Below are 21,031 nucleotides of genomic sequence, written 5' to 3'. Positions count from 1 at the left end.
GCAGGAGAGGGCGTGATGGGTGGATGGAATGCGCGTACGGTAACAGCATCGCGCCCGCTGTCGGAAGCGGGCGCGAGGCGGAGGGTTCGCGAAGGAGGGCGGCGTGGCTCAAGTCGCCGCCTTGTCGAGTTCCGGGTAGTGCCGGAAGATGCAGGCCTCGTTGTGCTCGATGCGCCGGTCGGACTGGAGATAGGCGGCGATGTTCGGCCGCTCGATCACCGCATCGTGCAACGCCGCGAGACGCGGATAGTGTTCGCCGAAACGCTTGAGCGCGCGCGGAAACGCGTACAGCAGACCGTCGATCAGCTGGAACATCGACAAGTCGACGTAAGTGAGCGCGTCGCCCACCATGAACGTGTCGCCGGCCGGGTTCTGTTTCAGCACGCGCTCGAAGTACTTCATGAACTTCGGAATCCGGTTGTCGATGAAGTCGTGCGCGCGCACTTTGGCGGCGTCTTTCTGGTCTTCGTAATACAGCGCACTGGCGAGCGGATGATGCGTGTCGTGCGCTTCGGTCACCATATCGGCGATCGTCAGTTGCAGCCCGTTGGCGACGTAGCGCAGGCTTTCAACCGACGGCGCGAGTTTGAGCTTCGGCCCGAGGTAGAACAGGATGTTGGCGGTCTGCGCGATCACCAGATCGCCGTCTTTCAGAAACGGCGGCGCGAACGGCGGGTAGGGCTCGTCCTTACTCTTCATCACGGCCATCATCGCGTTCGTGCCGAGGCCCTCCGAGGGCGCGCCGCGCGCCACTTCCACGTAGTCCGCGCCGGCTTCTTCCAGTGCCAGCCGCACGAATTCGCCGCGGCCTTGCAGGCCGTCCCAATAGTAAAGTTCCAGGCTCATCGATCGGTCCTCATTCCGGTTGCATGAATGGGTTTGCATGAACGGGCAGCGTCAGCAACCAGTATGCCGCGCATGTGTGCCGGATGGTTCTCCTGAACGCACAAAACCCCGCACGCGGCGGGGTTGGTGGGGAGGCGAGGCGGCTTTAGCCGAACAGGTGCTGGACGGTCCATGTGATACCCAGTCCGCCGGCAATCAACCACACATACAGGATGAAGCCGGTGGTCAATGCGCGGGGTCCAGCCTGACGGATCTGCGCGATGCGAGTTTCGATACCGAGCGCGGTCATGGCCATGGTGAGCGCGAACGTGTCGAGCATGTTCAGCGTGCTGGTCGTGCTTTCCGGCAGGACGTGCAGCGAGTTGATCACGACGAAGGCAAGGAAGCCGAGCGCAAACCAGGGAATCGCCAGCTTGCGCGGAGCGTGGTGCTTGCCGTCTTCGGCCGTTGCTGTCGTGGCCGCGCTGCGTGCCGGGCGGTTCACCCACATACCGACGACCAGCAGCACCGGCACCAGCAGCATCACGCGGGTCATCTTGACGATGGTCGCGATGTGGGTCGCTTCCGGGCTCACGTTGCTGGCCGCGCCGACCACCTGCGCCACTTCATGAATCGTGCCGCCGAAGAACAGGCCCGCGCCAACCGTGTCGAGATGCAGCCAGCCCGCCTTGAAGAGCACCGGGTAAAGGAACATCGACAGCGTGCCGAACAGCACCACGCTGCCCACTGCCATTGCGCTTTTATGCGGCTTCGATTGCAGCGTCGACTCGAACGCGAGCACGGCTGCCGCACCGCAGATCGCGCTGCCCGCGGCTGTGAGGAGCGCCGTGTCACGGTCGAGTTTCATGATCTTCATGCCGGCCCACGTGCCGATCACCAGCGTGCTCACGACGATCAGCACCGATTCAGCGAGACCGGGCAAGCCGACCTGAGCGATTTCCTGCAGGCTGACGCGCAACCCGAAAAACGCCACGGCGATGCGCAGGAGCTTGCGCGCCGAGAAGTTGACGCCTGCCGCCCAGCTTTCGGGCATGCCGTCGCGCAGCGCGTTGCCGTAAATGGCGCCCGCCACGATGCCGACGATCAGCGGGCTCAAACCCAGACCGGCGATGGCCGGGATCGAAGCGATGCGGGTCACGGCAGCGGCAAACAGTGCAACGAAGAGAATGCCATTGAGCTGGCCGCGGGTGGATGATCCCGAAGACCCGGCGGGCGTGGCAGAAGCAGTGAGATGAGCGGTGGACATGGCGTAATGCCTTCCTATGACTGTCTTGATTCGATAGCCCTAATCCTAAATTAGATATATCGATATGAAAAATCATGATTTGGGATGTAAAGTATCAGTTACGCAGATACTTCAGTAGCCATGACCCCGGACCAACTTATAACGTTTGCCGCCGTCGCCGAACATCGCAACATCAGCCGGGCGGCTGTGGCGCTGCATTTATCGCAGCCGGCCGTGTCCGGACAATTGCGTCAGTTACAGGACGAATTCGGCGAGCCGCTTTACCTGCGCGACGGGCGCGGCGTGCGCCTCACGCCCGCCGGTGAGCAACTCGCCAGCTATGCCACCCGGCTGCGCGATACGTGGCGGCAGGCGCATGCGTACCGCGACGCGTTGCGCGGCCTCGAGCAAGGCACCTTGCGCATCGGCGCAAGCACCACGCCGGCGAGCTATCTGCTGCCGTACCTGATCGCTGACTTTCATCGCCGCTATCCCGACGTGACACTGCATACGGCCGACGGCAACACCACGGAAATCGTCGGCGCGCTGGGGTCCGTCGATATCGCGATGATCGAAGGGCCGGTCGGTGCGGATCTGCCGCCGGACACCGCGGTGCATGCGTGGCGCGAGGATGAGATCGTCGCGATTATGCCGCGCACGCATCCGTTGGCGCAGGCGGTCAGCGCGGGCGGGTCCGGCATCGAGAGCGGGTCGGGCATCAACGGCGGGCGGGCGGAGCTGGCGGCATTCGGCCCGCATCCGCTGGTATTGCGCGAAGCCGGGTCGGGCGTGCGGCAGATCGTCGAGCGGGCCTTTGCCCGGGCCGGCGTGCCGATGCGCGTGGCGCTGGAGATTGCAGGGGTCGAAGGCGTCAAGGAGGCGGTGCGGGCGGGCATGGGCATCGGTTTCGTCTCGGCGATGTCGATGCGGCATGAGGACGGCGCGCTGTGCCTGTTTTCGTTGAGTCCCGAGCCGCTGACGCGGCGGCTGTCGATTCTGGTGCCTCACGCGAGTGCGCCGTCGCGCGTGGTTGAGCAGTTCCTCGCGCTGTGCCTTGTGGATGGAGCTTGAACACTGAGTTTCCCGAGCACGCCTGTGCCAGGCTCGCCTGGGGAATTCCACTATGGTGCATGACGCCGCGCTCGGCGCACTATTCGGGTATCGCAAGCGCCTCGGCGCTTTTTTTCGAAACGTGTTTGGAACCGGTTCCAAATGCCGATCCTGAGACAGGTTTAAGTAAATTCGACATGACTGACGCAGTGGACGTGGTGATCGTCGCAAGCGCATTCGGGATGGACGCGGTCCGCAAGGCCGGTCATCTGAAGTGGGCCGATGCGAGCAAACAGGCCGGCGCGGCGGCGTTCGAAGTGCGCCGCGAACTGTTCGCGGACGAATCCGATGTGGCGCCGCGGGCACTGAGCGCGCTCGGCAAGTCGATCGCGGAATTGGGCTTGTGGTCGGTGTATTCGACGCCCGCGTCGCTGTACACGTCCGACGGACACCTCGATGCCGACGCGCTGCGCCTCGCGCTCGACGAAGCGACGGCGTTCGGTGCGCGCTTCGTGAAGCTGCAACTCGGCGGATTCACTTCCGAGGCCTACAGCGCTGCGATTGCCGATCGCCTGCGCGGCGCGAACGTGCGGCTTGTCGTCGAAAACGGCCAACTGGCCGAAGGCGGCTCGCTCGCGCAGTTCGTCGGCCTGTTCGACGCGTTGGCGCGCGAAGGCCACGCCGATGTCCTCGGTATGACCTTCGACATCGGCAACTGGGCATGGCGCGGTGTCGCGCCGCTCGATGCCGCCGGGCCGCTGGCTGCACACGTCGAATACATCCATTGCAAGACGACGGTGGGCGAGGGCGCACGACGCTTTCCCGCTGCGCCGGCCGCAGGCGACACGCAGTTCGCCGCGGTGCTCGACAGGCTGCCGCGGCACGTGCCGCGCGGCATTGAATTTCCGTTCGATGCGAACCGTATCGATGCGGACGCGGCGCACTACGTCGCGTGGCTGGCCGCCGCGTAAGCGGCGCGTAGGACCTAAAAAAGGAACACGCAGGAGCGAAGCATGAGCAACACACACGCAGCACTCGACGTCATCACCTACGGCGAAGCGATGGCCATGTTCGTGGCCGCCGAAACCGGCGCGCTCGCCGGCGTCGGGCAATTCACCAAGCGTGTCGCGGGCGCCGATCTGAATGTGGCGATCGGTCTGTCGCGATTGGGTTTCAAGGTGGGCTGGATGAGCCGGGTCGGCAACGATTCGTTCGGCCAGTACGTGCGCGATACACTGACGAAAGAAGGCATCGACCAGCGCTGCGTCACCACCGACGAGCGCTACCCGACCGGTTTCCAGCTGAAGTCGAAGAATGACGACGGCAGCGATCCGGCAGTCGAGTACTTCCGCAAAGGGTCGGCGGCGAGCCACCTATCATTGGCCGACTACGCCGCCGATTACGTGCTGCTCGCGCGTCACCTTCACCTGACGGGCGTGGCGCCGGCAATCTCGGCGAGTTCGCGCGAACTTGCATTCCATCTGGCACGTGAAATGCGTGCCGCAGGCAAGACCATTTCGTTCGACCCGAATCTGCGCCCCACGCTGTGGCCCTCGCGCGCCGCGATGGTTGAAGGATTGAATGCGCTCGCCGCATTGGCCGACTGGGTGCTGCCCGGCATCGGCGAAGGCGAGATCCTGACCGGCCATACGCAGCCGGACGACATTGCAAAGTTTTATCTCGATCGGGGCGCGCGCGGCGTGATCATCAAGCTCGGCTCGCAAGGCGCGTACTTCCGCACCGCCGACGATGCCGCCGTGATCGCCGGTCAGCCGGTCGCGAAGGTGGTGGATACAGTTGGCGCGGGCGATGGCTTTGCCGTCGGCGTGGTTAGCGCGTTGCTCGAAGGCAAGACACTGCCGCAAGCGGTTGCGCGCGGCAACCGCATCGGCGCATTGGCGATCCAGGTGATCGGCGATTCGGAAGGCCTGCCGAGCCGCGCCGAACTCGACGCGCTCGAACTTGCCGATGTGCCGCACGTCGCAACTGGGGGCTGAGCGCGGGTGAGCTACGCACGACGCCGCATCCAGCCCGTTCAGCATTAGCTAGCTCGATAACAGCAAGAGCGCTCGCACAGCGCCCCATGACCGCCCATCATTGCTTCGGGAAGCCGTTAGCAACTATCTTGCATGGGACCCGAGGAAGTGCTTTGCACCAACTCTGGTCGACAAAGGAGACTCCCATGACCTCATCGCTCGCGATTCGCCGTTGGTGGACGATCATGCCGATCGTATTCATCACGTACAGCCTTGCTTATCTCGACCGCGCGAACTTCGGTTTCGCATCGGCCGCCGGCATCAACCAGGACCTTGGCATCAGCAAAGGGCTGTCGTCGCTGATCGGCGCGTTGTTCTTTCTCGGCTATTTCTTCTTCCAGCTTCCCGGCGCGATTTACGCAGAACGACGCAGCGTGAAAAAGCTCGTGTTCTGGAGCCTGATCCTGTGGGGCGGCTGCGCGTCGCTAACCGGCATGGTCAGCAATATCCCCTCGCTGATGGTGATCCGCTTCGTGCTCGGCGTCGTCGAAGCCGCGGTGATGCCCGCCATGCTGATTTTTATCAGCAACTGGTTCACGAAGAGCGAGCGCTCGCGGGCCAACACCTTCCTGATTCTCGGCAATCCGGTGACGGTGCTGTGGATGTCGGTGGTATCCGGCTATCTGGTGCACTCGTTCGGTTGGCGCCATATGTTCATCGCCGAAGGCGCGCCCGCGATCATCTGGGCCATCTGCTGGTGGTTCATCGTGCGGGACAAGCCGCAGCAGGTGTCGTGGCTCACGCAACAGCAAAAGGACGACCTCGCCGAAACCCTGCGCGCCGAACAGGCCGCGATCAAGCCGGTGCGCAATTACAGCGAAGCGTTCCGCACGCCCGCGGTCATCAAGCTGTGCGCGCAGTATTTCTGCTGGAGCATCGGCGTGTATGGCTTCGTGTTGTGGCTGCCGTCGATTTTGAAGAACGGTTCGACGCTTGGCATGGTCGAAACCGGCTGGCTCTCGGCGCTGCCGTATCTGGCCGCCACGATCGCCATGCTTGCGGCTTCGTGGGCATCGGATAAACTCAACCGCCGCAAAGTATTCGTGTGGCCGTTCCTGCTGGTCGGCGCGGTGGCGTTCGCCGCGTCGTATGCGCTCGGCTCCACGCACTTCTGGATTTCGTACGCGTTGCTGGTGATTGCCGGTGGCGCGATGTATGCGCCGTATGGGCCGTTCTTCGCGATCGTGCCGGAACTGCTGCCCAAGAACGTCGCGGGCGGTGCGATGGCGCTGATCAACAGCATGGGGGCGCTTGGTTCGTTCGTCGGCTCGTACGTGGTCGGCTATCTGAATGGCGCGACCGGTTCGCCCGCGGCATCCTATGCGTTCATGAGCGTGGCGTTGGTCGCCGCGGTGATTCTGACGTTGATCGTCAAACCGCAGCCACAAGCGCAGCCGCAGACCAAGGCCGCCACGCTCGCTACACCGTTGCAAGGAAAATAAGTGATGAAGAAGATCGTCGCCTGGAAGTCGCTGCCCGAGGATGTGCTCGCGTATCTGCAACAGCATGCGGAAGTCGTGCAGGTCGACCCCGCGCAGCACGACGCATTCGTCGCCGCGTTGAAGGACGCGGACGGCGGCATCGGTTCGAGCGTGAAAATCACGTCGGCGATGCTCGAAGGCGCAAACCGGCTGAAAGCGCTGTCAACCATCTCGGTGGGCTTCGACCAGTTCGATGTGGCCGACCTCACGCGTCGCGGCATCGTGCTCGCGCACACACCGGACGTGCTGACCGAATCCACGGCGGATACGGTGTTCTCGCTGATCCTCGCGTCGGCGCGGCGCGTGGTCGAACTCGCGGAGTGGGTAAAGGCGGGGCAGTGGAAGCAAAGCCTCGGACCCGCGCATTTCGGCGTCGACGTGCAGGGCAAGACGCTTGGCATCGTCGGCATGGGACGGATCGGCGGCGCGGTCGCACGGCGCGCGGCGCTCGGCTTCAACATGAAGGTGCTGTACACGAACCGCAGTGCGAACGCGCAGGCGGAACAGGCCTACGGTGCGCGCCGCGTTGAGTTGGCGGAGTTGCTTGCCACAGCTGACTTCGTCTGTCTGCAGGTGCCGCTCACGCCGGAGACGAAGCACATGATCGGCGCGGCGCAACTCAAGTCGATGAAGAAGAGCGCGATCCTGATCAACGCATCGCGCGGCGCCACGGTCGATGAACAGGCGCTGATCGAAGCGCTGCAAAACGGCACGATTCACGGCGCGGGTCTGGACGTGTTCGAGACCGAACCGCTGCCGGCCGATTCGCCGCTGCTGAAAATGGCGAACGTGGTCGCGCTGCCGCATATCGGTTCGGCGACGCACGAGACCCGCCATGCGATGGCGCGCAATGCGGCGGAAAACCTCGTCGCCGTGCTCGAGGGGACGCTCGCGACCAATATCGTCAACCGCGAAGTGTTGAAGACATGAGCGCGACGCCGCTTGCCGTCACCCGTCGCGCGACGATTACCGATGTCGCGCGCGAAGCCGGCACGGGCAAGACCAGCATCTCGCGCTATTTGAATGGCGAGATGAGCGTGCTGTCGCCGGAATTGCGCGCACGCATCGAGGCGGCCATCGAGCGTCTCGACTATCAGCCGAACCAGATGGCGCGCGGCCTGAAGCGTGGCCGCAATCGCTTGATCGGCATGCTGCTCGCCGACCTGACGAACCCGTATTCCGTCGAAGTGCTGCAAGGCGTGGAGGCCGCTTGCCATGCGCTCGGGTTGATGCCGCTGATCTGCCACGCGGCCAATGAAGTCGAAATGGAGCGGCGCTATCTGCAACTGCTGACCACGTATCGCGTGGAAGGCGTGATCGTCAACGCGCTCGGCGTACGCGAGGAAACTCTGCGGCCGGTGGGCGGTGGGGGGATCCCGGCGGTGCTGGTCGACCGTTCGGTGGATGGGCTCGTCGCCGACATGGTTGGACTGGACAACCGGGCGGCCGCTGAACTCGGCACGCGACATCTGCTCGACAATGGTTTCGACGAGATCTGGTTTGTCGTGCAGCCCTTCGAGCAAGTCAGTTCGCGGCAATTGCGCGAGGCGGCGTTTCGCGAGGTGATGAGCGGCGAGGGCGGCCAGCGTGGCGAGGGCAGAGCCGGCGAGGGCAGAACTGGCGAGGCAGGCGCAGGCGGTAAGGGCGGTGCGCGTGGGCATACGCTGGTGCTGAACCTTGCGGAGCCAGCAGCCGTGGAGCACGCCCTCGCCGAGCTGGACCGCGCGATCGATGCCGCTGGCGGTTCTGGCGGAGCCTTGACCAGCACGGAAAACGCTGCGCGCAGCGCCACAGATAACGCGACAGAAAACGCCACACGCAGCGCCTCAGATAACGCGACAGGCAACTCCATAGCCAACGCCGCAGATAACGCCACTGGTAAAGCCACAGATAACGCCACCTGCAAAGCCACAGATGGCGCCACCGGTAAAGCCAAACGCATCGCCTTGTTCGCCGCCAACGCGCCGGTTGCGCTGTGCCTCGCTCTCCATCTGAAAGCGCGCTATGGCGCGGATTGGCAGGCACGCGTCGCGCTGTTGTCGATCGACGATCCCGAATGGGCCGAATTAACCGGCGTCACTACGATCCGCCAGCCGACCTACGAGATCGGCTACCGCGCGGTCGAGTTCCTCCATGAGCGCATCGAAGGGGTTCAAACCACCGCGCGCGATTGCCTCCTGCCAGGCGAATTGATCGTCCGCGCGTCAACTTCGCGCTGATCTGCGATCATTCGGGCTGCGGCGCGCAGCGGGTGCGCGCCGGTCATCGCAAGGAAACTCATGGTTGTTGCACCGCTTACCCTCTCGAGCCTCGCCGTCGCGACGCTGTTCGTCGCCGCCTTACCGTTCCTGATCTACCGCCGTCTGAGCCGGCCGCTCGCGCTGAACCCGCGCGACGCAATCACCGGCGTCGCTGTGTTCGCGCTGTTCGCGATGGTGATCGAGCGCGCGCTGAATGACTACGTGCTGCATCGGAATGAAGCGACCGCCGCCTTCCTGTCCAATCCGCTCGCCTTCGTGGTGTACGGCGCGCTGGCCGCGGGTATCTGCGAGGAAGTGGGGCGTTTCATCGGGATGCGCCTGTTGCTCAAGCGCGCGGCAGCGAAGTCAGCGTCCGCCGCGGGCACGGGTGACGGCACAGCGCTGACCTACGGCCTCGGCCACGGCGGCGCGGAGGCCTGGCTGGTCGGTGTGCTGGTGCAGCTTCAATGGATCCTGTTTGCCGTCTTCGAAAACCGTGGCGAGCTGGACGGCTACCTGAGCAATCTGCCGACCGACTCGATAATGCGCATCCACCTGATCCTCGCCAGCCTGACGCCGCAGACGGCCGGCATTTTCGCGCTCGAACGGGTGGCCGCGCTGGTGTTCCAGATCGGCTTGTCGGTGCTGATGTGGCGCGGCGTGCGGGCGGGCTGGCGTGGCATCCTGCCGCTCGCGATTGCGCTGCATGCGCTGGTCGACGTGCCGGCTGCGTTGTTCCAGGCGCAACTCGTGCCGCTCGCCGCGGTGGACGGCGTGTATGCACTGGGGGCGGTGATTGTCGCGGGCTTGCTGTTCAGGGCGTTCCGTCGCCCGGCGGTTGCCGTGTGAGTCTGTTGTGAGCCGCTCGTTACACAGACCATCCGTGATTCTCTAACTTTCGGCGTACCCTTTCGGTACACCGTTCAAGCTCATCTTTTCGGCACACCTCATGGAAGAAGCTTACCAATACGACTGCGCGAATCCCGAGTTCGAGGAATTGGCGCGCGTCATCAGCGATCTGTTTCCCGAGCAGACCCAGTTCATCCAGCGTGCGGGTGAAGACGGCACGCCGACCCTGGCGATTCACTGGGTTGCCATGCGTTTCGGTGCGGCTGCGCGCCGTATCGTGATGACCGTGGTGATTGCGCCGACGGCGTTGGCACGTTATCGCGCGTTGCCGGCACGGCTGCGTGGCCGGAGTTTCGCGGTGCTGAGGGCGTATGTCGAAGCGAGCATCGGCTCGCTCGAAGAGCAGTATGCGAACGGCGAAGCGGTGCCGCGCGATGTGACGGTGGATCTCGGCGACGAGTTTGCGTAAATCAGTCCGCGAGCCGATAGACCTTCGCGAAGCGTGCGGCCTGCACCACACCGTAGTCGCCAGGGGCGTACTGCATGATCCAGTCACCGGCGGCGCCGTGCAGCACGTCGCCGCCACCCGCTGAGCGGGCCAGTGAAAACGCTTCATTCATCTGTTTGGCCAGCACGACGGCGGGACGGTTGCGGTATGCGCCCGGTTCGCCGTGAGCGAGGGCAGTGTCTTCCGGCAGGTATTTGGCGTCGAAGCGTTCGCGCGAGACGACCCAGCGGTCGCCGGTCGAGCCGGTGATCAGCGCGTCCCCGCGGGCATAGCGATTCGGGCCTTCCAGACTCATCAGTTCGCCTTCGGCGGCGGCGAATTCAACGCTCACGGTTTCGTTTTTGACGACGCGCTGGGCGTTGGCATCGTTACTCAGATCGAGATTTTTGAGTTCGGTCATGAAGCGAGTGGGTGTAGAGAGATTGACCGCCGCGCCGGAACTTTGCGTCTCGACGCCACGTACTCGCAATCATGCCAGATGCATTTGAAGATCGGCTTCTTTTGCCATTGGCAGGGAAGGCGGAGAACATGTAAGGCTCGATCCGGCGCTCGCCGACCGAACGGCAAGAAGACCTGCTTGGGACCGAGCGGTCTGGGTCGTTCGCCTGCGAAGCGCGCATCCAGACATAAAGCGCGGCGTGGCACGCTGATTAGCCGAAGACCGGCGCCATAAGCACCCGGACATATCCACCGCCAAAGGCAAAAGAACCGTGTGCGCAGCGCGGAAACCCGCGCCGCGCGCCGTCAACCGTGTAACTAATCTCTTACGGCTTCACAGTCGCATCACTCGGCAGCGGCCGGCGCCTTCTTGCCGCCGCTCTTACCATGGTGACGATGGCCGCCGTCAGGGCCGCCCTGATGGAACGTCACGTCGGCCAGCTTCTTCTGTTCCGGCGAGAAGCTGCTATACAGCGGATCGAATGCGTCGACCAGTTTCTTCATGCCGTCCGCATGCGCTTGCGCGATCGTCGCGTATTGCTTCATGTCGTCGAGCGCCGACAGATTCGTGTCGGCCTTGCGCTGCTGGAACAACTGCCCCATCGTCTGGCCATTGTTGCGCATGACATCCGCGAACGCGTTCCATTGCGATTCCTGCGCCGACGTGATCTTCAACTGCGTGTGCAGGTAGGCGATGCGGTCTTCGACATTGCGCTCGTGGCCAGCTTTCGCGGCGGGTGCCGAGGCCGAGGTGCCGGGCGCCGAAGCCGGAGCGGAAGTTTGTGCGAACGCGCCGCTCATGGTGACTGCGGTGGCCAGCATTACGAGTGCTTTTTTCATCGAAACTCCTGATGTCTGTTCGAATTAGGACGAGGCGAGCATGGCGAGCGGCCCAACACGCGTCGCCATAGCGACGCAAGGTGGCCGGCTGCCCACTACGCCGTCGCGCTATTTGTATCACGATATCCCTACAATGCGGCTCTTGTGCGACAAACGCTTACAACCGAAACGAACAGGAAATAGCGGGTGGACAAATTCGTCAGCATGGAAATCTTCGTCGCAGTGGTCGAGGCGGGCAGTCTCACGGCGGCGGCCGAGCGATTTGACATTTCGTCGGCGATGGTGGGCAAGCATATCCGCTCGCTCGAAACCCGGCTCGCAACGCGGCTGCTGACGCGCACCACGCGCCGTCAGAGCCTGACTGAAATCGGCCGGCACTATTACGAGCAGTGCAAGCGCATTCTGGCGGACGTCAGGCAGGCGGAGTCTCTGGCCGAAGCAATGGCCGCCACGCCGCGCGGGGTGCTGAAGGTGACGGTGCCGCTGACGTACGGCGTCGAAGTCTTTGCGCCGGCGATGACCGACTACCTGAGCACCTGGCCGGACGTGAGCCTCGAACTGGATCTGTCGAATCGCGTGATCGATCTGGTGGAAGAGGGCTTCGATGCGTCGGTGCGAATCGGCCATTTGCCGGATTCCAGTTTCGTGGCGCGGCCGTTGAAGCCTTACCGGATGCGCGCATGCGCGTCGCCGGCCTATCTGGAGCGGGCCGGCACACCGCGCACGCCGGCCGATCTCATGGAGCACGAATGCCTGGGTTTTCTGCATTGGGGTCGCGAAGGCTTGTGGCGGCTAGGCGGCGAGACCGCGGACGAAAACCAGTTGCGCGCCGGACGGTTCCGGGCGAACAACGGCCAGGCGCTCAAGGTTGCCGCATTGCGCGGCTTCGGGCTGGTGCTGCAGCCGGAGGCGCTGCTTGCGAGAGAGATCGCCAGCGGCGAACTCGTGTCGGTGCTGGAGGACTATTTGCCAGAAGGCGCGCCCGTCCATCTGGTCTACCCACGCGACCGCCGCGCCACACCGAAGCTCACTAGCTTCATCGATTTCGTGATCGAGCGGTTCGGGGTGTGATCTTGCCGCTTGCCTTCTTGTCTTGTCTGGTTCTGCTGCGTTTGCCGCTTCCCGATCGCTGTTAGCCGCTCACCATTGCGTTGCCGGTGATTCGGGGTTCTTCTGTTTGCCGCCCGATGCCCAAGACGCGCGATAATCGGCTCCACTGCTGACCAACTTCTTTCGCCCTCGATGAGACCTCCGCGCCTCGACCAACTCGACGACCTCGACCGCAACCTCGTTGCGCTGCTGCAAGCCAACGCCCGTGAGAGCGTTGCCAATCTCGCGCGTCAACTGGATGTGGCGCGCACCACCGTGATCGCCCGGATCGCCCGGCTCGAACGGAGCAACGTGATCGGCGGCTATAGCGTGCGGCTCGGCCAGGACGTACTCGACTCGAGTATCCAGGCGTACGTCGGCATCATCATCGCGCCGAAGTATGGGCCGTCCGTGCAGAAACGTCTCGGCAAGATGCCCGAGGTGCAACTGCTATGCGCCGTGAGCGGCGAGTTCGACTACGTTGCGTGGCTGCGCGCCGATTCGCCTGATCGCCTCAACGATCTGCTCGACGAGATCGGCGGCCTGGAAGGGGTGGAGCGAACCACCACGTCGATCATTCTTGCGCGCAAGATCGACCGCGGCATGGTGTGATCCCGCTGCTCAATTTTTACGCCGTTTTGACATGTTTTCGACATATCGACTGATCGTATCGTCATAACGTCGAAGTTCATGGTCATAGCGCAGCATTTTGCGCGTATGAACTGTTTTTGCTTCTCCCTAAACTGTGTCTCAAGGGTTCAGCCCGCCGGGCGCAGCGCCAAAGCGCCGCGCACTTCCAAGCTGGAGACAGCACACACAGAACAAGGAGAAGCGCATGAAAGTAGCCATCGTTGGCGCAGGTTTGATCGGTCACACCATCGCCCACATGTTGCGCGAAACTGGGGACTACGACGTCGTCGCGTTCGACCGCGATCAGCATGCGCTCGATAAGCTCGCTGCCCAGGGCATCCCGACCCGCCGCGTCGATTCCGCTGACGCCGCCGTGCTGCGCGCAGCCATTCAAGGCTTCGACGCGCTCATCAACGCGCTGCCGTATTACCTGGCGGTGAACGTGGCCTCGGCCGCCAAGGGCGCGGGCGTCCATTACTTCGATTTGACCGAAGACGTGCGCGCGACCAGCGCGATTCGTGCGATCGCCGACGACGCCGATCACGCCTTCATGCCGCAGTGCGGTCTGGCGCCGGGTTTCATCGGTATCGCCGCGCATGAACTGGCGAACCGTTTCACCGAAATCCGCGACGTCAAGATGCGCGTCGGCGCGCTGCCGGAGTTCCCGACCAACGCGCTGAAGTACAACCTGACATGGAGCGTCGACGGCCTGATCAACGAGTACTGCCAGCCGTGCGAAGCGATCCGCGACAGCCGCACGCAGTGGGTGCAGCCGCTCGAAGGCCTCGAACACTTCTCGCTCGACGGTACCGAATACGAAGCCTTCAATACGTCCGGCGGGTTGGGTACCCTATGCGAGACGCTGTCGGGCCGGGTCGAATCGCTCGACTATAAGTCGGTGCGCTATCCAGGCCACCGCAACCTGATGCAGTTCCTGCTGGAAGACCTGCGTCTTGCGAGCGACCGCGATACGCTCAAGACCATCATGCGCCGTTCGGTGCCCTCGACCGCGCAAGACGTTGTGCTGGTGTTCATCACGGTGAGCGGCATGCGCGACGGTCAACTGGTGCAGGAGGTATTTACCCGCAAGATATTCGCGAAGACGGTGTGCGGCGTGCCGATGAGCGCGATCCAGATCACCACGGCCGGCGCGATGTGCGCGGTGCTCGATCTGTTCCGCGAGCAGAAGCTGCCGCAAAGCGGTTTCGTGCGTCAGGAACAGGTGTCGCTGCGCGATTTTCTCGCGAACCGCTTTGGCCAGTTGTACGAAGGGCAGTCGCTGGACGCGATGGCAACCGTGTAAGCCGCGACTTTCGCGTTGAGGCTCAAAACCGAGGGCCGTGCGACGACGCGGCAGTGACTGCCGCGAGCAACGAAGAAAGCCTCGTAGAAGGCCGCCTTATGAACGCCCCGTCATGCGCGGGGCGTTTTGCGTTTGAAACGCCGGTGCTATGCAGGCAGTTGCACTGGCTGTGACATAGCCTGCTACACAGGCAGCGGCGGCAGCATCGCAGACGACGCATGCGGCTTGCCCACGATCCGTGCGAGCAACGCTTCGTAGTCGGCAGTAGTTGGCGCGGTGTTGTCGAACATCAACAGATCTTCACAAATCTCGCCACTCGGCACGAAGCGGCGCTGCCGATACTCGTCCCAATGCGCGAGTTTGTAGGCGTCGTTCGGATTGCCGCGATCGACGATACGCTGGCGCGCCGTCTCTTCCGATGTGTAGACCCACACCACCCGCAGCGCCACGTCCGCGCCGACGCCCAGCCAGGCGCGATCGAAGAGGCGCCGCTCGCGCACTTCACGTGACAGCGGCCCGACCACCAGCGCACTGATGCCGAGTTCGAGATTGTCGCGGGCGGTATCGAGCAGGCCGCGATACTCGGGATCGCGCAGGTGCTGCAGGAAAAGCGGGCTGTCGCGGTCGTCTGGATCGCCGGTCAGCATGGCCATGGCGGCCGCGCTGTAGCCGCCGAACAGCGTATCTTTATCGAGCAGGCAGAAGGGCGAGGCGCTTGCCTGCATGAGCGGGCCGATCAGTTTCTTCGCCAGGGTGGTCTTGCCGGTGCCTGCGTGACCGCAGAAGAAAACCAGATGCGTCACGAAGACGTGTCCTCGGGGGCGGCGGGCGGGGTGGCGGCGTGCTGCGGGTCGCGCGCGAACTTGCCGCCGGCTTCCAGCCACATCACATTGATGATGCCGAAGCCCAATGCCACGCCGATGCCGAGAATCCAGGTGAAATACCACATTGCAGTCTCCTTGATCGTATGTCCGGCGAGGCAGGCGATGAACCATTGCGCATAGCCGGTACGGGGAAGCAAACCTGCTGGCAGATAAAGGTAGCGCGCGGCGGCTCTGAGGGTAAATCCGCAGCGCGCGGCGCCCACAACGCGGCGCTTTGCAGCGATCATGAAGAAGAACGCGGTCCGGTGCAAGAGGGGCACGGACTCTGGCCGTTCGGGCAGGATGGCGCAATGCGCCTATAACAAGAGCAACACCACCAACCACACCGGAGACCCAGCATGCCGATGCGCCAGCACTTCCACTGCAAAGCCGCGCTGCTTGCGCTGGCGATCGCGTCGCTCGCCGGTTGCGCCTCGACACCTGCTGAACCCGTCCCGTTCAAGGAGGTGCCGCAAGCGCGCATCGTCCAGCCCGGTTACACGCAGCCGGGCACCGGCCTCGTTGCCGTGGACGTGCGGCGCGAACGTTCCCGCGACGTGATCGTCCGGCTCCGCGATGCCTTGGTGTATATCGACGGCGAGCAGGTCACCGATCTGATGAACGGCGAACATGTGGTCTTCTATCTGAGCCCGGGCGTGCATCGCATCGGTGTCTCCACGCAATTCGACCCGGTCGTGGAGATGCGCTTTACGGTCACGGCCGATACGCGTTATACGAACCGCGCGTCGGTCACCTTCGGCGACGATCGCAGCATCGCTTTGCGCAGAGTTGCCCGATAGCGCGGGGCAGAGCCTGACAAAGCCTGACAAAGCCCGATTGCGGCGGGCAGTCTTGAACTGCGCGGGACTGTGCGGGCCGCCGCCGCGCGCAAGCTTTAACAATTGGATACATGACGCTCACGCATAGCCCTTAACATGGCGGCTGTCGCGCATTCGTTTATGCAGATCCGCCACCGGGCTTACGCACAGTGCAACGCCGGCCGGTCTGTTCCGTTTTCAAGGTAATCCAACATGCTGATCAATTGCGCCGCCTATCAGGACGGCCGGAAGCTGGCTGACATCGATATCGATAGCATCAGCGACTACGTGGCGCGGCCCGAGTGCTTCGTCTGGGTCGCGCTGAAAGACCCGGGGCCGGACGAACTTGCCGTGATGAAGCACGAGTTCGGTCTGCACGAACTCGCGATCGAGGATGCGCAAAACGGCCATCAGCGCCCGAAAATCGAGGAGTACGGCGAGTCGTTATTCGCCGTCATGCATACCGTGGAAATGGACGAAGAGGGCGAACTGCTGATCGGCGAGGTCGACGTGTTCGTGGGGCACAACTATGTGTTGTCGGTGCGCCGCGGCACGCGCGCCGGCTTCCAGAACGTTCGCGCCCGTTGCGAGCGCGAGCCGCAATTGCTCAAGGAGGGCTCGGCGTTTGTGCTGTACGCGCTGGCCGACGACATCGTCGATCGTTATTTTCCGATCGTCGAGGCGATGAACACCGAGATCGAAGCGCTCGAAGACCGCATCTTCGAGCGCAATAATTCGGCCGCGTCGCGCGCGATCATCGAGGATCTGTACTCGTTGAAACGCCGTCTCGTGATCCTGCAGCACCATATAGCACCACTGCAGGAAGCGATCGGCAAATTGACCGGCGGCCGCATTCCGAGCATCTGCGAAGGCATGCAGGCTTACTTTCGCGACGTCTACGACCATCTCGAGCGGATCGTCAGAACCATCGACGGCCGGCGCGAAATGATCGTTACCGCGGTGCAGGTCAATCTGGGGATGATCTCGCTCGCCGAAAGCGAGGTGACCAAGCGGCTTGGCTCGTTCGCCGCATTGTTCGCGGTGCCGACCATGATCGCCGGCATCTACGGGATGAACTTCCAGAGCATCCCCGAGCTGCACTACAAGTTCGGCTATCCAATCTGTCTGGCCGTGATGCTGACCGTGGATCTGGTCCTGTACTGGCGCTTCCGCAAGGCCGGCTGGCTTTAACAGACCGTTAGCCGCCGAATAGCCGGAGAGGCGCATGCAGCACGTTCGGCGCGCCACGCCCCCATCGCCACGCGTTGTTCCCGCTTGCACCGTGCGCAATAAAAGTCCAGCATAGACGGCCCGCCGGCCGCTGAGCTTGCAGCTGGCGGCAAATCTGCCAACCGGTGCACCGCAACACCGCGAATCGTTGACAGTCCGAACCGGGCACGCTGAGAATAGGCCCCGCAAACGTTTGCTCACAACTAAAAATACGGCTCGACCGCGAGCCCGACAGACCCTGGAGATGTGCATGAGCCATCGCATTCGCCGCCGCATGCTGGCGGCCGCAGTTTTCGTCACCGCCGCCGCTTTGCCGTTTTCTTCCGCTTATGCGCAAAGCGGGGCCGCCCATAAGCCGAAGGTTGCGCTGGTCATGAAGTCGCTCGCGAACGAGTTCTTCCTCACCATGGAAACCGGTGCGAAGGACTACCAGAAACACAATTCCTCCCAGTTCGACCTGATCACCAACGGCATCAAGGACGAGACCGACACCGCGAACCAGATCCGTATCGTCGAACAGATGATCGTTTCGAAGGTCGATGCGATCGTGCTGGCCCCAGCTGATTCGAAGGCGCTGGTGCCGGTCGTCAAGAAGGCCGTCGACGCGGGCATCATTGTCGTGAACATCGACAACCGCCTCGACCCGGACGTGCTCAAGTCGAAAGACCTGAACGTGCCGTTCGTCGGCCCGGATAACCGCAAGGGCGCCCAGAAGGTCGGCGACTATCTGGCCAAAAAGCTGAAGGCGGGCGATGAAGTCGGCATCATCGAAGGCGTGTCGACTACCACCAACGCGCAACAACGCACCGCGGGCTTCAAGGATGCCATGCAGACCGTCGGCGCCAAGGTCGTGTCGGTGCAATCGGGCGAATGGGAAATCGACAAGGGCAACGCAGTGGCGTCGGCCATGCTCAATGAGTATCCGAACCTGAAGGCGCTTCTGGCCGGCAACGACAATATGGCAATCGGCGCGGTCTCGGCCGTGCGGGCGGCAGGCAAACAGGGCAAGGTGCTGGTGGTCGGCTACGACAACATCGGCGCAATCAGGCCGATGCTGAAGGATGGCCGTGTCCTCGCCACCGCCGACCAGTACGCCGCCAAGCAGGCTGTGTTCGGTATCGACACCGCGCTGAAGGCGATCAACGAGCACAAGAAGCAGTCGCAGTTGTCTGGCGTGGTGGAAACGCCGTGCGACCTCGTGACCAAGTAAGCGTCGGGCAGTCAGTACCGGAACACGCAAAGCAAGAAGCACTGCCAGAAGCACCGTAACAAGCCCAGGCACGCGGGTTCGCGCTCACGCCATTGCATGCTGAATGCGTGGAAAAAACACGCGAATCCGCGCCAATTCAATAAACGCTCAAGAAACCTGCTGCGCCGCCGTTAATTCCAGAGGTAAGCGCCATGCGATGGCGCAAGTCGGGCTCGATGCGATCGATCCGGCTACGCTGGGTCGGCGAACTCGGCATCGGGCATCGGGCATCAGCAGAGGGTGGAGATCGCGCGCAATCTGATCGACGACTGCCGGGTGCTGATCCTCGACGAGCCGACGCGCGGCATCGACGTCGGCGCGAAGTTCGACGTGTATGGATTGATGGGTGCGTTGGCTCGTGAAGGGCGCGCTTGTCGTGGTGTCGAGCGACCTGCGTAAGCTGATGCTGATCTGCGACCGGACGGCGTGATGTCCGCGGGAAGCATGACGGGTGTGTTCGAGCGCGACAACGGGGCGCAGGATGCGTTGCTGGCCGCGGCTTTCGCCAGCTACCGCAGCCGCGAAGCGCTGCTGCATCTCCCCGACACCCATGAAGCAGGGAGTCTGTCATGACCGATCAATCGGTGCGTGAAGGATCGAGTGGCACACCAGATGCAGCGCCGGCAGGGGCGACAGTCATGCCGCCCGCCGACCCGTCCGCGCCGCTGCTGCCGCAGGCAAGCGGCAAGCCGGCCGGCACGCGGCTCGGCTTTTCGAACTACCTGGGCCTCGCCGGTGCGTTGCTGGCGATGATCGTGCTGTTCTCGCTGCTGGCGCCAGGCGGCTCGCCGGCGTTCCTGATCGTGGTTGCGGTGGTGCTGGATACCTATCGCAGCCGCCGTAAGCGCGCAATGATGGCGGCGCCGGTCGCCGGTACTTTCGCGTATCAAGAGCAGTTGCAGCGGGAAGTGCGGTAAAAGCGGGAAGTGCGGTAAAGCGTAAGTATTCATGGGTTTGGTCTGTCTTCGATGAAGACGTCCGGTGGGTCGCCAGATGGCGTGGCCGGCGGGAACAACAGGCAGGAGAGCAACAGGTTATGGCGACGATCAAAGATGTAGCGGCCGTGGCAGGCGTGTCGTTCACGACGGTATCGCACGTGGTGAACAACTCACGGCCGGTGTCGGCCGACGTGCGCGCGAAGGTCGAACACGCGATCCGTCAGCTTCACTATGTGCCGTCGGCGGTGGCCCGCTCGCTCAAGGCGCGGGCGACGGCGACGATCGGTCTGGTGGTGCCGAACAGCACGAACCCGTATTTCGCGGAAATGGCGCGCGGTATCGAGGACGGTTGCTCGCGCAACGGCTACTGCCTGTTCTTCTGCAATTCTGACGACGATCCGGCCAAGCAGCGTAACTATCTGCGCGTACTGCAGGAAAAGCGTATCGACGGACTGATCGTCGCCTCCGCAGGCGATGACGCGGTGCTGGCGCAGACACTCGCTGACGCCCGCGAGCCGCTGGTCGTCGTGGATCGCAATATCGAAGGTATTAACGCGGATCTGGTGCAGATCGACCACGAGAAGGGCGGCTACCTCGCAACGCGTCATCTGCTCGAATTGGGGCACGTGCGGATCGGCTGCATCACCGGGCCGGTGAAGACGGCGGTGAGCGCCATGCGGGTACACGGCTTTATTCGCGCCATGACGGAGCGCGGCATCGAGATTCCGGCCGGTGCGATTGTCGAAAGCGACGCTTCGGGGACGGGCGGCCATCGCGCGGCTGGGCAACTGTTCGATACCGTAAAGCCGTCAGCGATATTTGCCGGCAACGACATGATGGGCATCGGCGCGCTGCGCGCCGCGGCGGAGCGCAATATCAGCGTGCCGCGCGATTGCTCGATCATCGGTTTCGACGATATCGAACTGGGACGATTCACTTATCCGTCGCTCTCGACCGTGGGGCAGTCGGTCCGCGCGCTCGGCGATATGGCTGCGCAGACGCTGATCGAACGCATCGCCGGGACGTCGTCGGGCAATCCGCGCGCGCCGGGGCGCCGGCGCGTTGTGTCGCCGCGCCTGATCGTGCGCGAATCGACCGCGACATGGGCCGGTGTGGCCAGGCGCGATCTGGCGGCCTGAGATCGGGCACTGCGTTGCCGGACGCGAGGCGAAAGGCTTCGCGTCCGGTTTTTCGTGCCGCCTGAAATCACTTCCCTGACTACCAAAAGCGCTGCGTGAGCTCCGCACACGCGCGGCCTGTCAGTTGTTTGTAATTTCTTCCAATTGCTTACAACGGTTTTCTTCATACCATATAAATCCTTCAAGTATGCATATGGAATGCCGTAAACGTGAGTATTAGAGCGCGGCTTCAAATCAGCGCCACGTAGGCAGACGCCAC

At 63.2% G+C, this 21,031-nt stretch carries 20 protein-coding genes and 3 pseudogenes; 17 read left to right on the top strand and 6 right to left on the bottom strand.

The window, feature by feature from the left end:
* Nucleotides 1–108 precede the first annotated feature (108 nt).
* Entirely contained in the window at nucleotides 109–846 is a 738-nt protein-coding gene (locus tag HHL24_RS05235; protein WP_169484396.1) for a glutathione S-transferase, read from the bottom strand.
* Between the two features lie 145 nt (nucleotides 847–991).
* Nucleotides 992–2,092, bottom strand: a complete 1,101-nt coding sequence (locus HHL24_RS05230; protein WP_169484395.1) for a YeiH family protein — start codon at nucleotides 2,090–2,092, stop codon at nucleotides 992–994.
* Nucleotides 2,093–2,212: 120 nt separating this feature from the next.
* Here HHL24_RS05230 and HHL24_RS05225 point away from each other — a divergent pair, with 120 nt between their 5' ends.
* The 8 genes from HHL24_RS05225 to HHL24_RS05190 all read left to right on the top strand — a co-directional run bounded on the left by HHL24_RS05225 (nucleotide 2,213) and on the right by HHL24_RS05190 (nucleotide 10,196).
* The gene (locus HHL24_RS05225) at nucleotides 2,213–3,142 is read left to right on the top strand and encodes a LysR family transcriptional regulator (protein ID WP_169484394.1); all 930 of its coding nucleotides are present in this window, start codon (nucleotides 2,213–2,215) and stop codon (nucleotides 3,140–3,142) included.
* 176 nt (nucleotides 3,143–3,318) lie between these two features.
* On the top strand, nucleotides 3,319–4,092 hold the full coding sequence (locus HHL24_RS05220) for a sugar phosphate isomerase/epimerase family protein (protein ID WP_169484393.1): 774 nt from the start codon (nucleotides 3,319–3,321) through the stop codon (nucleotides 4,090–4,092).
* Nucleotides 4,093–4,134: 42 nt separating this feature from the next.
* A complete protein-coding gene (locus HHL24_RS05215; protein WP_169484392.1) occupies nucleotides 4,135–5,118 on the top strand; it encodes a sugar kinase in 984 nt (327 codons plus the stop codon).
* Nucleotides 5,119–5,303: 185 nt separating this feature from the next.
* On the top strand, nucleotides 5,304–6,599 hold the full coding sequence (locus tag HHL24_RS05210) for an MFS transporter (protein WP_169484390.1): 1,296 nt from the start codon (nucleotides 5,304–5,306) through the stop codon (nucleotides 6,597–6,599).
* A 3-nt stretch (nucleotides 6,600–6,602) separates the two neighbouring features.
* Nucleotides 6,603–7,568: a 2-hydroxyacid dehydrogenase gene (locus tag HHL24_RS05205; RefSeq protein ID WP_169484388.1), complete on the top strand. Its 966-nt coding sequence runs from the start codon at nucleotides 6,603–6,605 to the stop codon at nucleotides 7,566–7,568.
* On the top strand, nucleotides 7,565–8,857 hold the full coding sequence (locus HHL24_RS05200) for a LacI family DNA-binding transcriptional regulator (RefSeq protein ID WP_169484387.1): 1,293 nt from the start codon (nucleotides 7,565–7,567) through the stop codon (nucleotides 8,855–8,857). Before HHL24_RS05205 ends, HHL24_RS05200 begins: the two co-directional genes overlap by 4 nt.
* A gap of 60 nt (nucleotides 8,858–8,917) precedes the next feature.
* A complete protein-coding gene (locus tag HHL24_RS05195) occupies nucleotides 8,918–9,727 on the top strand; it encodes a YhfC family intramembrane metalloprotease (RefSeq protein ID WP_169484385.1) in 810 nt (269 codons plus the stop codon).
* A gap of 100 nt (nucleotides 9,728–9,827) precedes the next feature.
* Nucleotides 9,828–10,196, top strand: a complete 369-nt coding sequence (locus tag HHL24_RS05190; protein ID WP_169484384.1) for a DUF3022 domain-containing protein — start codon at nucleotides 9,828–9,830, stop codon at nucleotides 10,194–10,196.
* A 1-nt stretch (nucleotide 10,197) separates the two neighbouring features.
* Here HHL24_RS05190 and HHL24_RS05185 read toward each other — a convergent pair whose 3' ends face one another.
* Together HHL24_RS05185 and HHL24_RS05180 are read right to left on the bottom strand one after the other, a co-directional pair.
* Complete coding sequence (locus HHL24_RS05185; RefSeq protein ID WP_169484383.1) at nucleotides 10,198–10,635, bottom strand: PGDYG domain-containing protein; 438 nt, start codon at nucleotides 10,633–10,635, stop codon at nucleotides 10,198–10,200.
* Between the two features lie 364 nt (nucleotides 10,636–10,999).
* Nucleotides 11,000–11,513: pseudogene (locus tag HHL24_RS05180) on the bottom strand (Spy/CpxP family protein refolding chaperone).
* 186 nt (nucleotides 11,514–11,699) lie between these two features.
* Here HHL24_RS05180 and HHL24_RS05175 point away from each other — a divergent pair.
* The 3 genes from HHL24_RS05175 to HHL24_RS05165 all read left to right on the top strand — a co-directional run bounded on the left by HHL24_RS05175 (nucleotide 11,700) and on the right by HHL24_RS05165 (nucleotide 14,535).
* The gene (locus HHL24_RS05175; protein WP_169484381.1) at nucleotides 11,700–12,584 is read left to right on the top strand and encodes a LysR substrate-binding domain-containing protein; all 885 of its coding nucleotides are present in this window, start codon (nucleotides 11,700–11,702) and stop codon (nucleotides 12,582–12,584) included.
* A gap of 171 nt (nucleotides 12,585–12,755) precedes the next feature.
* Nucleotides 12,756–13,214: an Lrp/AsnC family transcriptional regulator gene (locus tag HHL24_RS05170; RefSeq protein WP_169484379.1), complete on the top strand. Its 459-nt coding sequence runs from the start codon at nucleotides 12,756–12,758 to the stop codon at nucleotides 13,212–13,214.
* 223 nt (nucleotides 13,215–13,437) lie between these two features.
* Nucleotides 13,438–14,535, top strand: coding sequence for a saccharopine dehydrogenase family protein (locus HHL24_RS05165; RefSeq protein ID WP_169484377.1), 1,098 nt, complete (start codon nucleotides 13,438–13,440; stop codon nucleotides 14,533–14,535).
* Nucleotides 14,536–14,717: 182 nt separating this feature from the next.
* On the opposite strand, the gene HHL24_RS05160 is transcribed toward HHL24_RS05165, so the two are convergent.
* Nucleotides 14,718–15,338: an AAA family ATPase gene (locus HHL24_RS05160; protein ID WP_169484376.1), complete on the bottom strand. Its 621-nt coding sequence runs from the start codon at nucleotides 15,336–15,338 to the stop codon at nucleotides 14,718–14,720.
* Entirely contained in the window at nucleotides 15,335–15,484 is a 150-nt protein-coding gene (gene cydX, locus HHL24_RS05155) for a cytochrome bd-I oxidase subunit CydX (protein ID WP_169484445.1), read from the bottom strand. Before cydX ends, HHL24_RS05160 begins: the two co-directional genes overlap by 4 nt.
* A gap of 273 nt (nucleotides 15,485–15,757) precedes the next feature.
* Between cydX and HHL24_RS05150 the strand changes: the two genes are divergently transcribed.
* The 6 genes and pseudogenes from HHL24_RS05150 (at nucleotide 15,758) to HHL24_RS05125 (ending at nucleotide 20,772) form a co-directional block, all read left to right on the top strand.
* Nucleotides 15,758–16,198 (top strand): hypothetical protein, encoded by a 441-nt coding sequence (locus tag HHL24_RS05150; protein ID WP_169484374.1) that lies wholly within the window; start codon nucleotides 15,758–15,760, stop codon nucleotides 16,196–16,198.
* A gap of 231 nt (nucleotides 16,199–16,429) precedes the next feature.
* Nucleotides 16,430–17,407 (top strand): magnesium/cobalt transporter CorA, encoded by a 978-nt coding sequence (corA, locus tag HHL24_RS05145; RefSeq protein WP_169484372.1) that lies wholly within the window; start codon nucleotides 16,430–16,432, stop codon nucleotides 17,405–17,407.
* Nucleotides 17,408–17,696: 289 nt separating this feature from the next.
* On the top strand, nucleotides 17,697–18,656 hold the full coding sequence (locus tag HHL24_RS05140) for a sugar ABC transporter substrate-binding protein (RefSeq protein WP_169484371.1): 960 nt from the start codon (nucleotides 17,697–17,699) through the stop codon (nucleotides 18,654–18,656).
* A 228-nt stretch (nucleotides 18,657–18,884) separates the two neighbouring features.
* Nucleotides 18,885–19,268, top strand: a pseudogene (locus HHL24_RS05135) (ATP-binding cassette domain-containing protein); the annotation flags it as partial.
* Nucleotides 19,265–19,471: pseudogene (locus HHL24_RS05130) on the top strand (ABC transporter permease); the annotation flags it as partial. The pseudogenes HHL24_RS05135 and HHL24_RS05130, both read left to right, overlap by 4 nt.
* Before the next feature lie 260 nt (nucleotides 19,472–19,731).
* Complete coding sequence (locus HHL24_RS05125) at nucleotides 19,732–20,772, top strand: LacI family DNA-binding transcriptional regulator (protein WP_169484370.1); 1,041 nt, start codon at nucleotides 19,732–19,734, stop codon at nucleotides 20,770–20,772.
* The last annotated feature ends 259 nt before the right edge of the window (nucleotides 20,773–21,031 follow it).

The organism is Paraburkholderia polaris, from assembly GCF_012927345.1.
Lineage (GTDB): Bacteria > Pseudomonadota > Gammaproteobacteria > Burkholderiales > Burkholderiaceae > Paraburkholderia > Paraburkholderia polaris.
The sequence above is the reverse complement of the archived record's forward strand: the minus strand, read 5'-3'. Positions and strand labels throughout refer to the sequence as shown.

Coding starts and splice junctions, on each gene's coding strand:
- HHL24_RS05200 (WP_169484387.1), top strand. CDS start 7,565: ATGAGCGCGACGCCGCTTGCCGTCACCCGTCGCGCGACGATTACCGAT.
- HHL24_RS05205 (WP_169484388.1), top strand. CDS start 6,603: ATGAAGAAGATCGTCGCCTGGAAGTCGCTGCCCGAGGATGTGCTCGCG.
- HHL24_RS05195 (WP_169484385.1), top strand. CDS start 8,918: ATGGTTGTTGCACCGCTTACCCTCTCGAGCCTCGCCGTCGCGACGCTG.
- HHL24_RS05140 (WP_169484371.1), top strand. CDS start 17,697: ATGAGCCATCGCATTCGCCGCCGCATGCTGGCGGCCGCAGTTTTCGTC.
- HHL24_RS05220 (WP_169484393.1), top strand. CDS start 3,319: ATGACTGACGCAGTGGACGTGGTGATCGTCGCAAGCGCATTCGGGATG.
- HHL24_RS05235 (WP_169484396.1), bottom strand. CDS start 846: ATGAGCCTGGAACTTTACTATTGGGACGGCCTGCAAGGCCGCGGCGAA.
- HHL24_RS05125 (WP_169484370.1), top strand. CDS start 19,732: ATGGCGACGATCAAAGATGTAGCGGCCGTGGCAGGCGTGTCGTTCACG.
- corA (WP_169484372.1), top strand. CDS start 16,430: ATGCTGATCAATTGCGCCGCCTATCAGGACGGCCGGAAGCTGGCTGAC.
- HHL24_RS05185 (WP_169484383.1), bottom strand. CDS start 10,635: ATGACCGAACTCAAAAATCTCGATCTGAGTAACGATGCCAACGCCCAG.
- HHL24_RS05190 (WP_169484384.1), top strand. CDS start 9,828: ATGGAAGAAGCTTACCAATACGACTGCGCGAATCCCGAGTTCGAGGAA.
- HHL24_RS05150 (WP_169484374.1), top strand. CDS start 15,758: ATGCCGATGCGCCAGCACTTCCACTGCAAAGCCGCGCTGCTTGCGCTG.
- HHL24_RS05225 (WP_169484394.1), top strand. CDS start 2,213: ATGACCCCGGACCAACTTATAACGTTTGCCGCCGTCGCCGAACATCGC.
- HHL24_RS05215 (WP_169484392.1), top strand. CDS start 4,135: ATGAGCAACACACACGCAGCACTCGACGTCATCACCTACGGCGAAGCG.
- HHL24_RS05230 (WP_169484395.1), bottom strand. CDS start 2,092: ATGTCCACCGCTCATCTCACTGCTTCTGCCACGCCCGCCGGGTCTTCG.
- cydX (WP_169484445.1), bottom strand. CDS start 15,484: ATGTGGTATTTCACCTGGATTCTCGGCATCGGCGTGGCATTGGGCTTC.
- HHL24_RS05165 (WP_169484377.1), top strand. CDS start 13,438: ATGAAAGTAGCCATCGTTGGCGCAGGTTTGATCGGTCACACCATCGCC.
- HHL24_RS05210 (WP_169484390.1), top strand. CDS start 5,304: ATGACCTCATCGCTCGCGATTCGCCGTTGGTGGACGATCATGCCGATC.
- HHL24_RS05170 (WP_169484379.1), top strand. CDS start 12,756: ATGAGACCTCCGCGCCTCGACCAACTCGACGACCTCGACCGCAACCTC.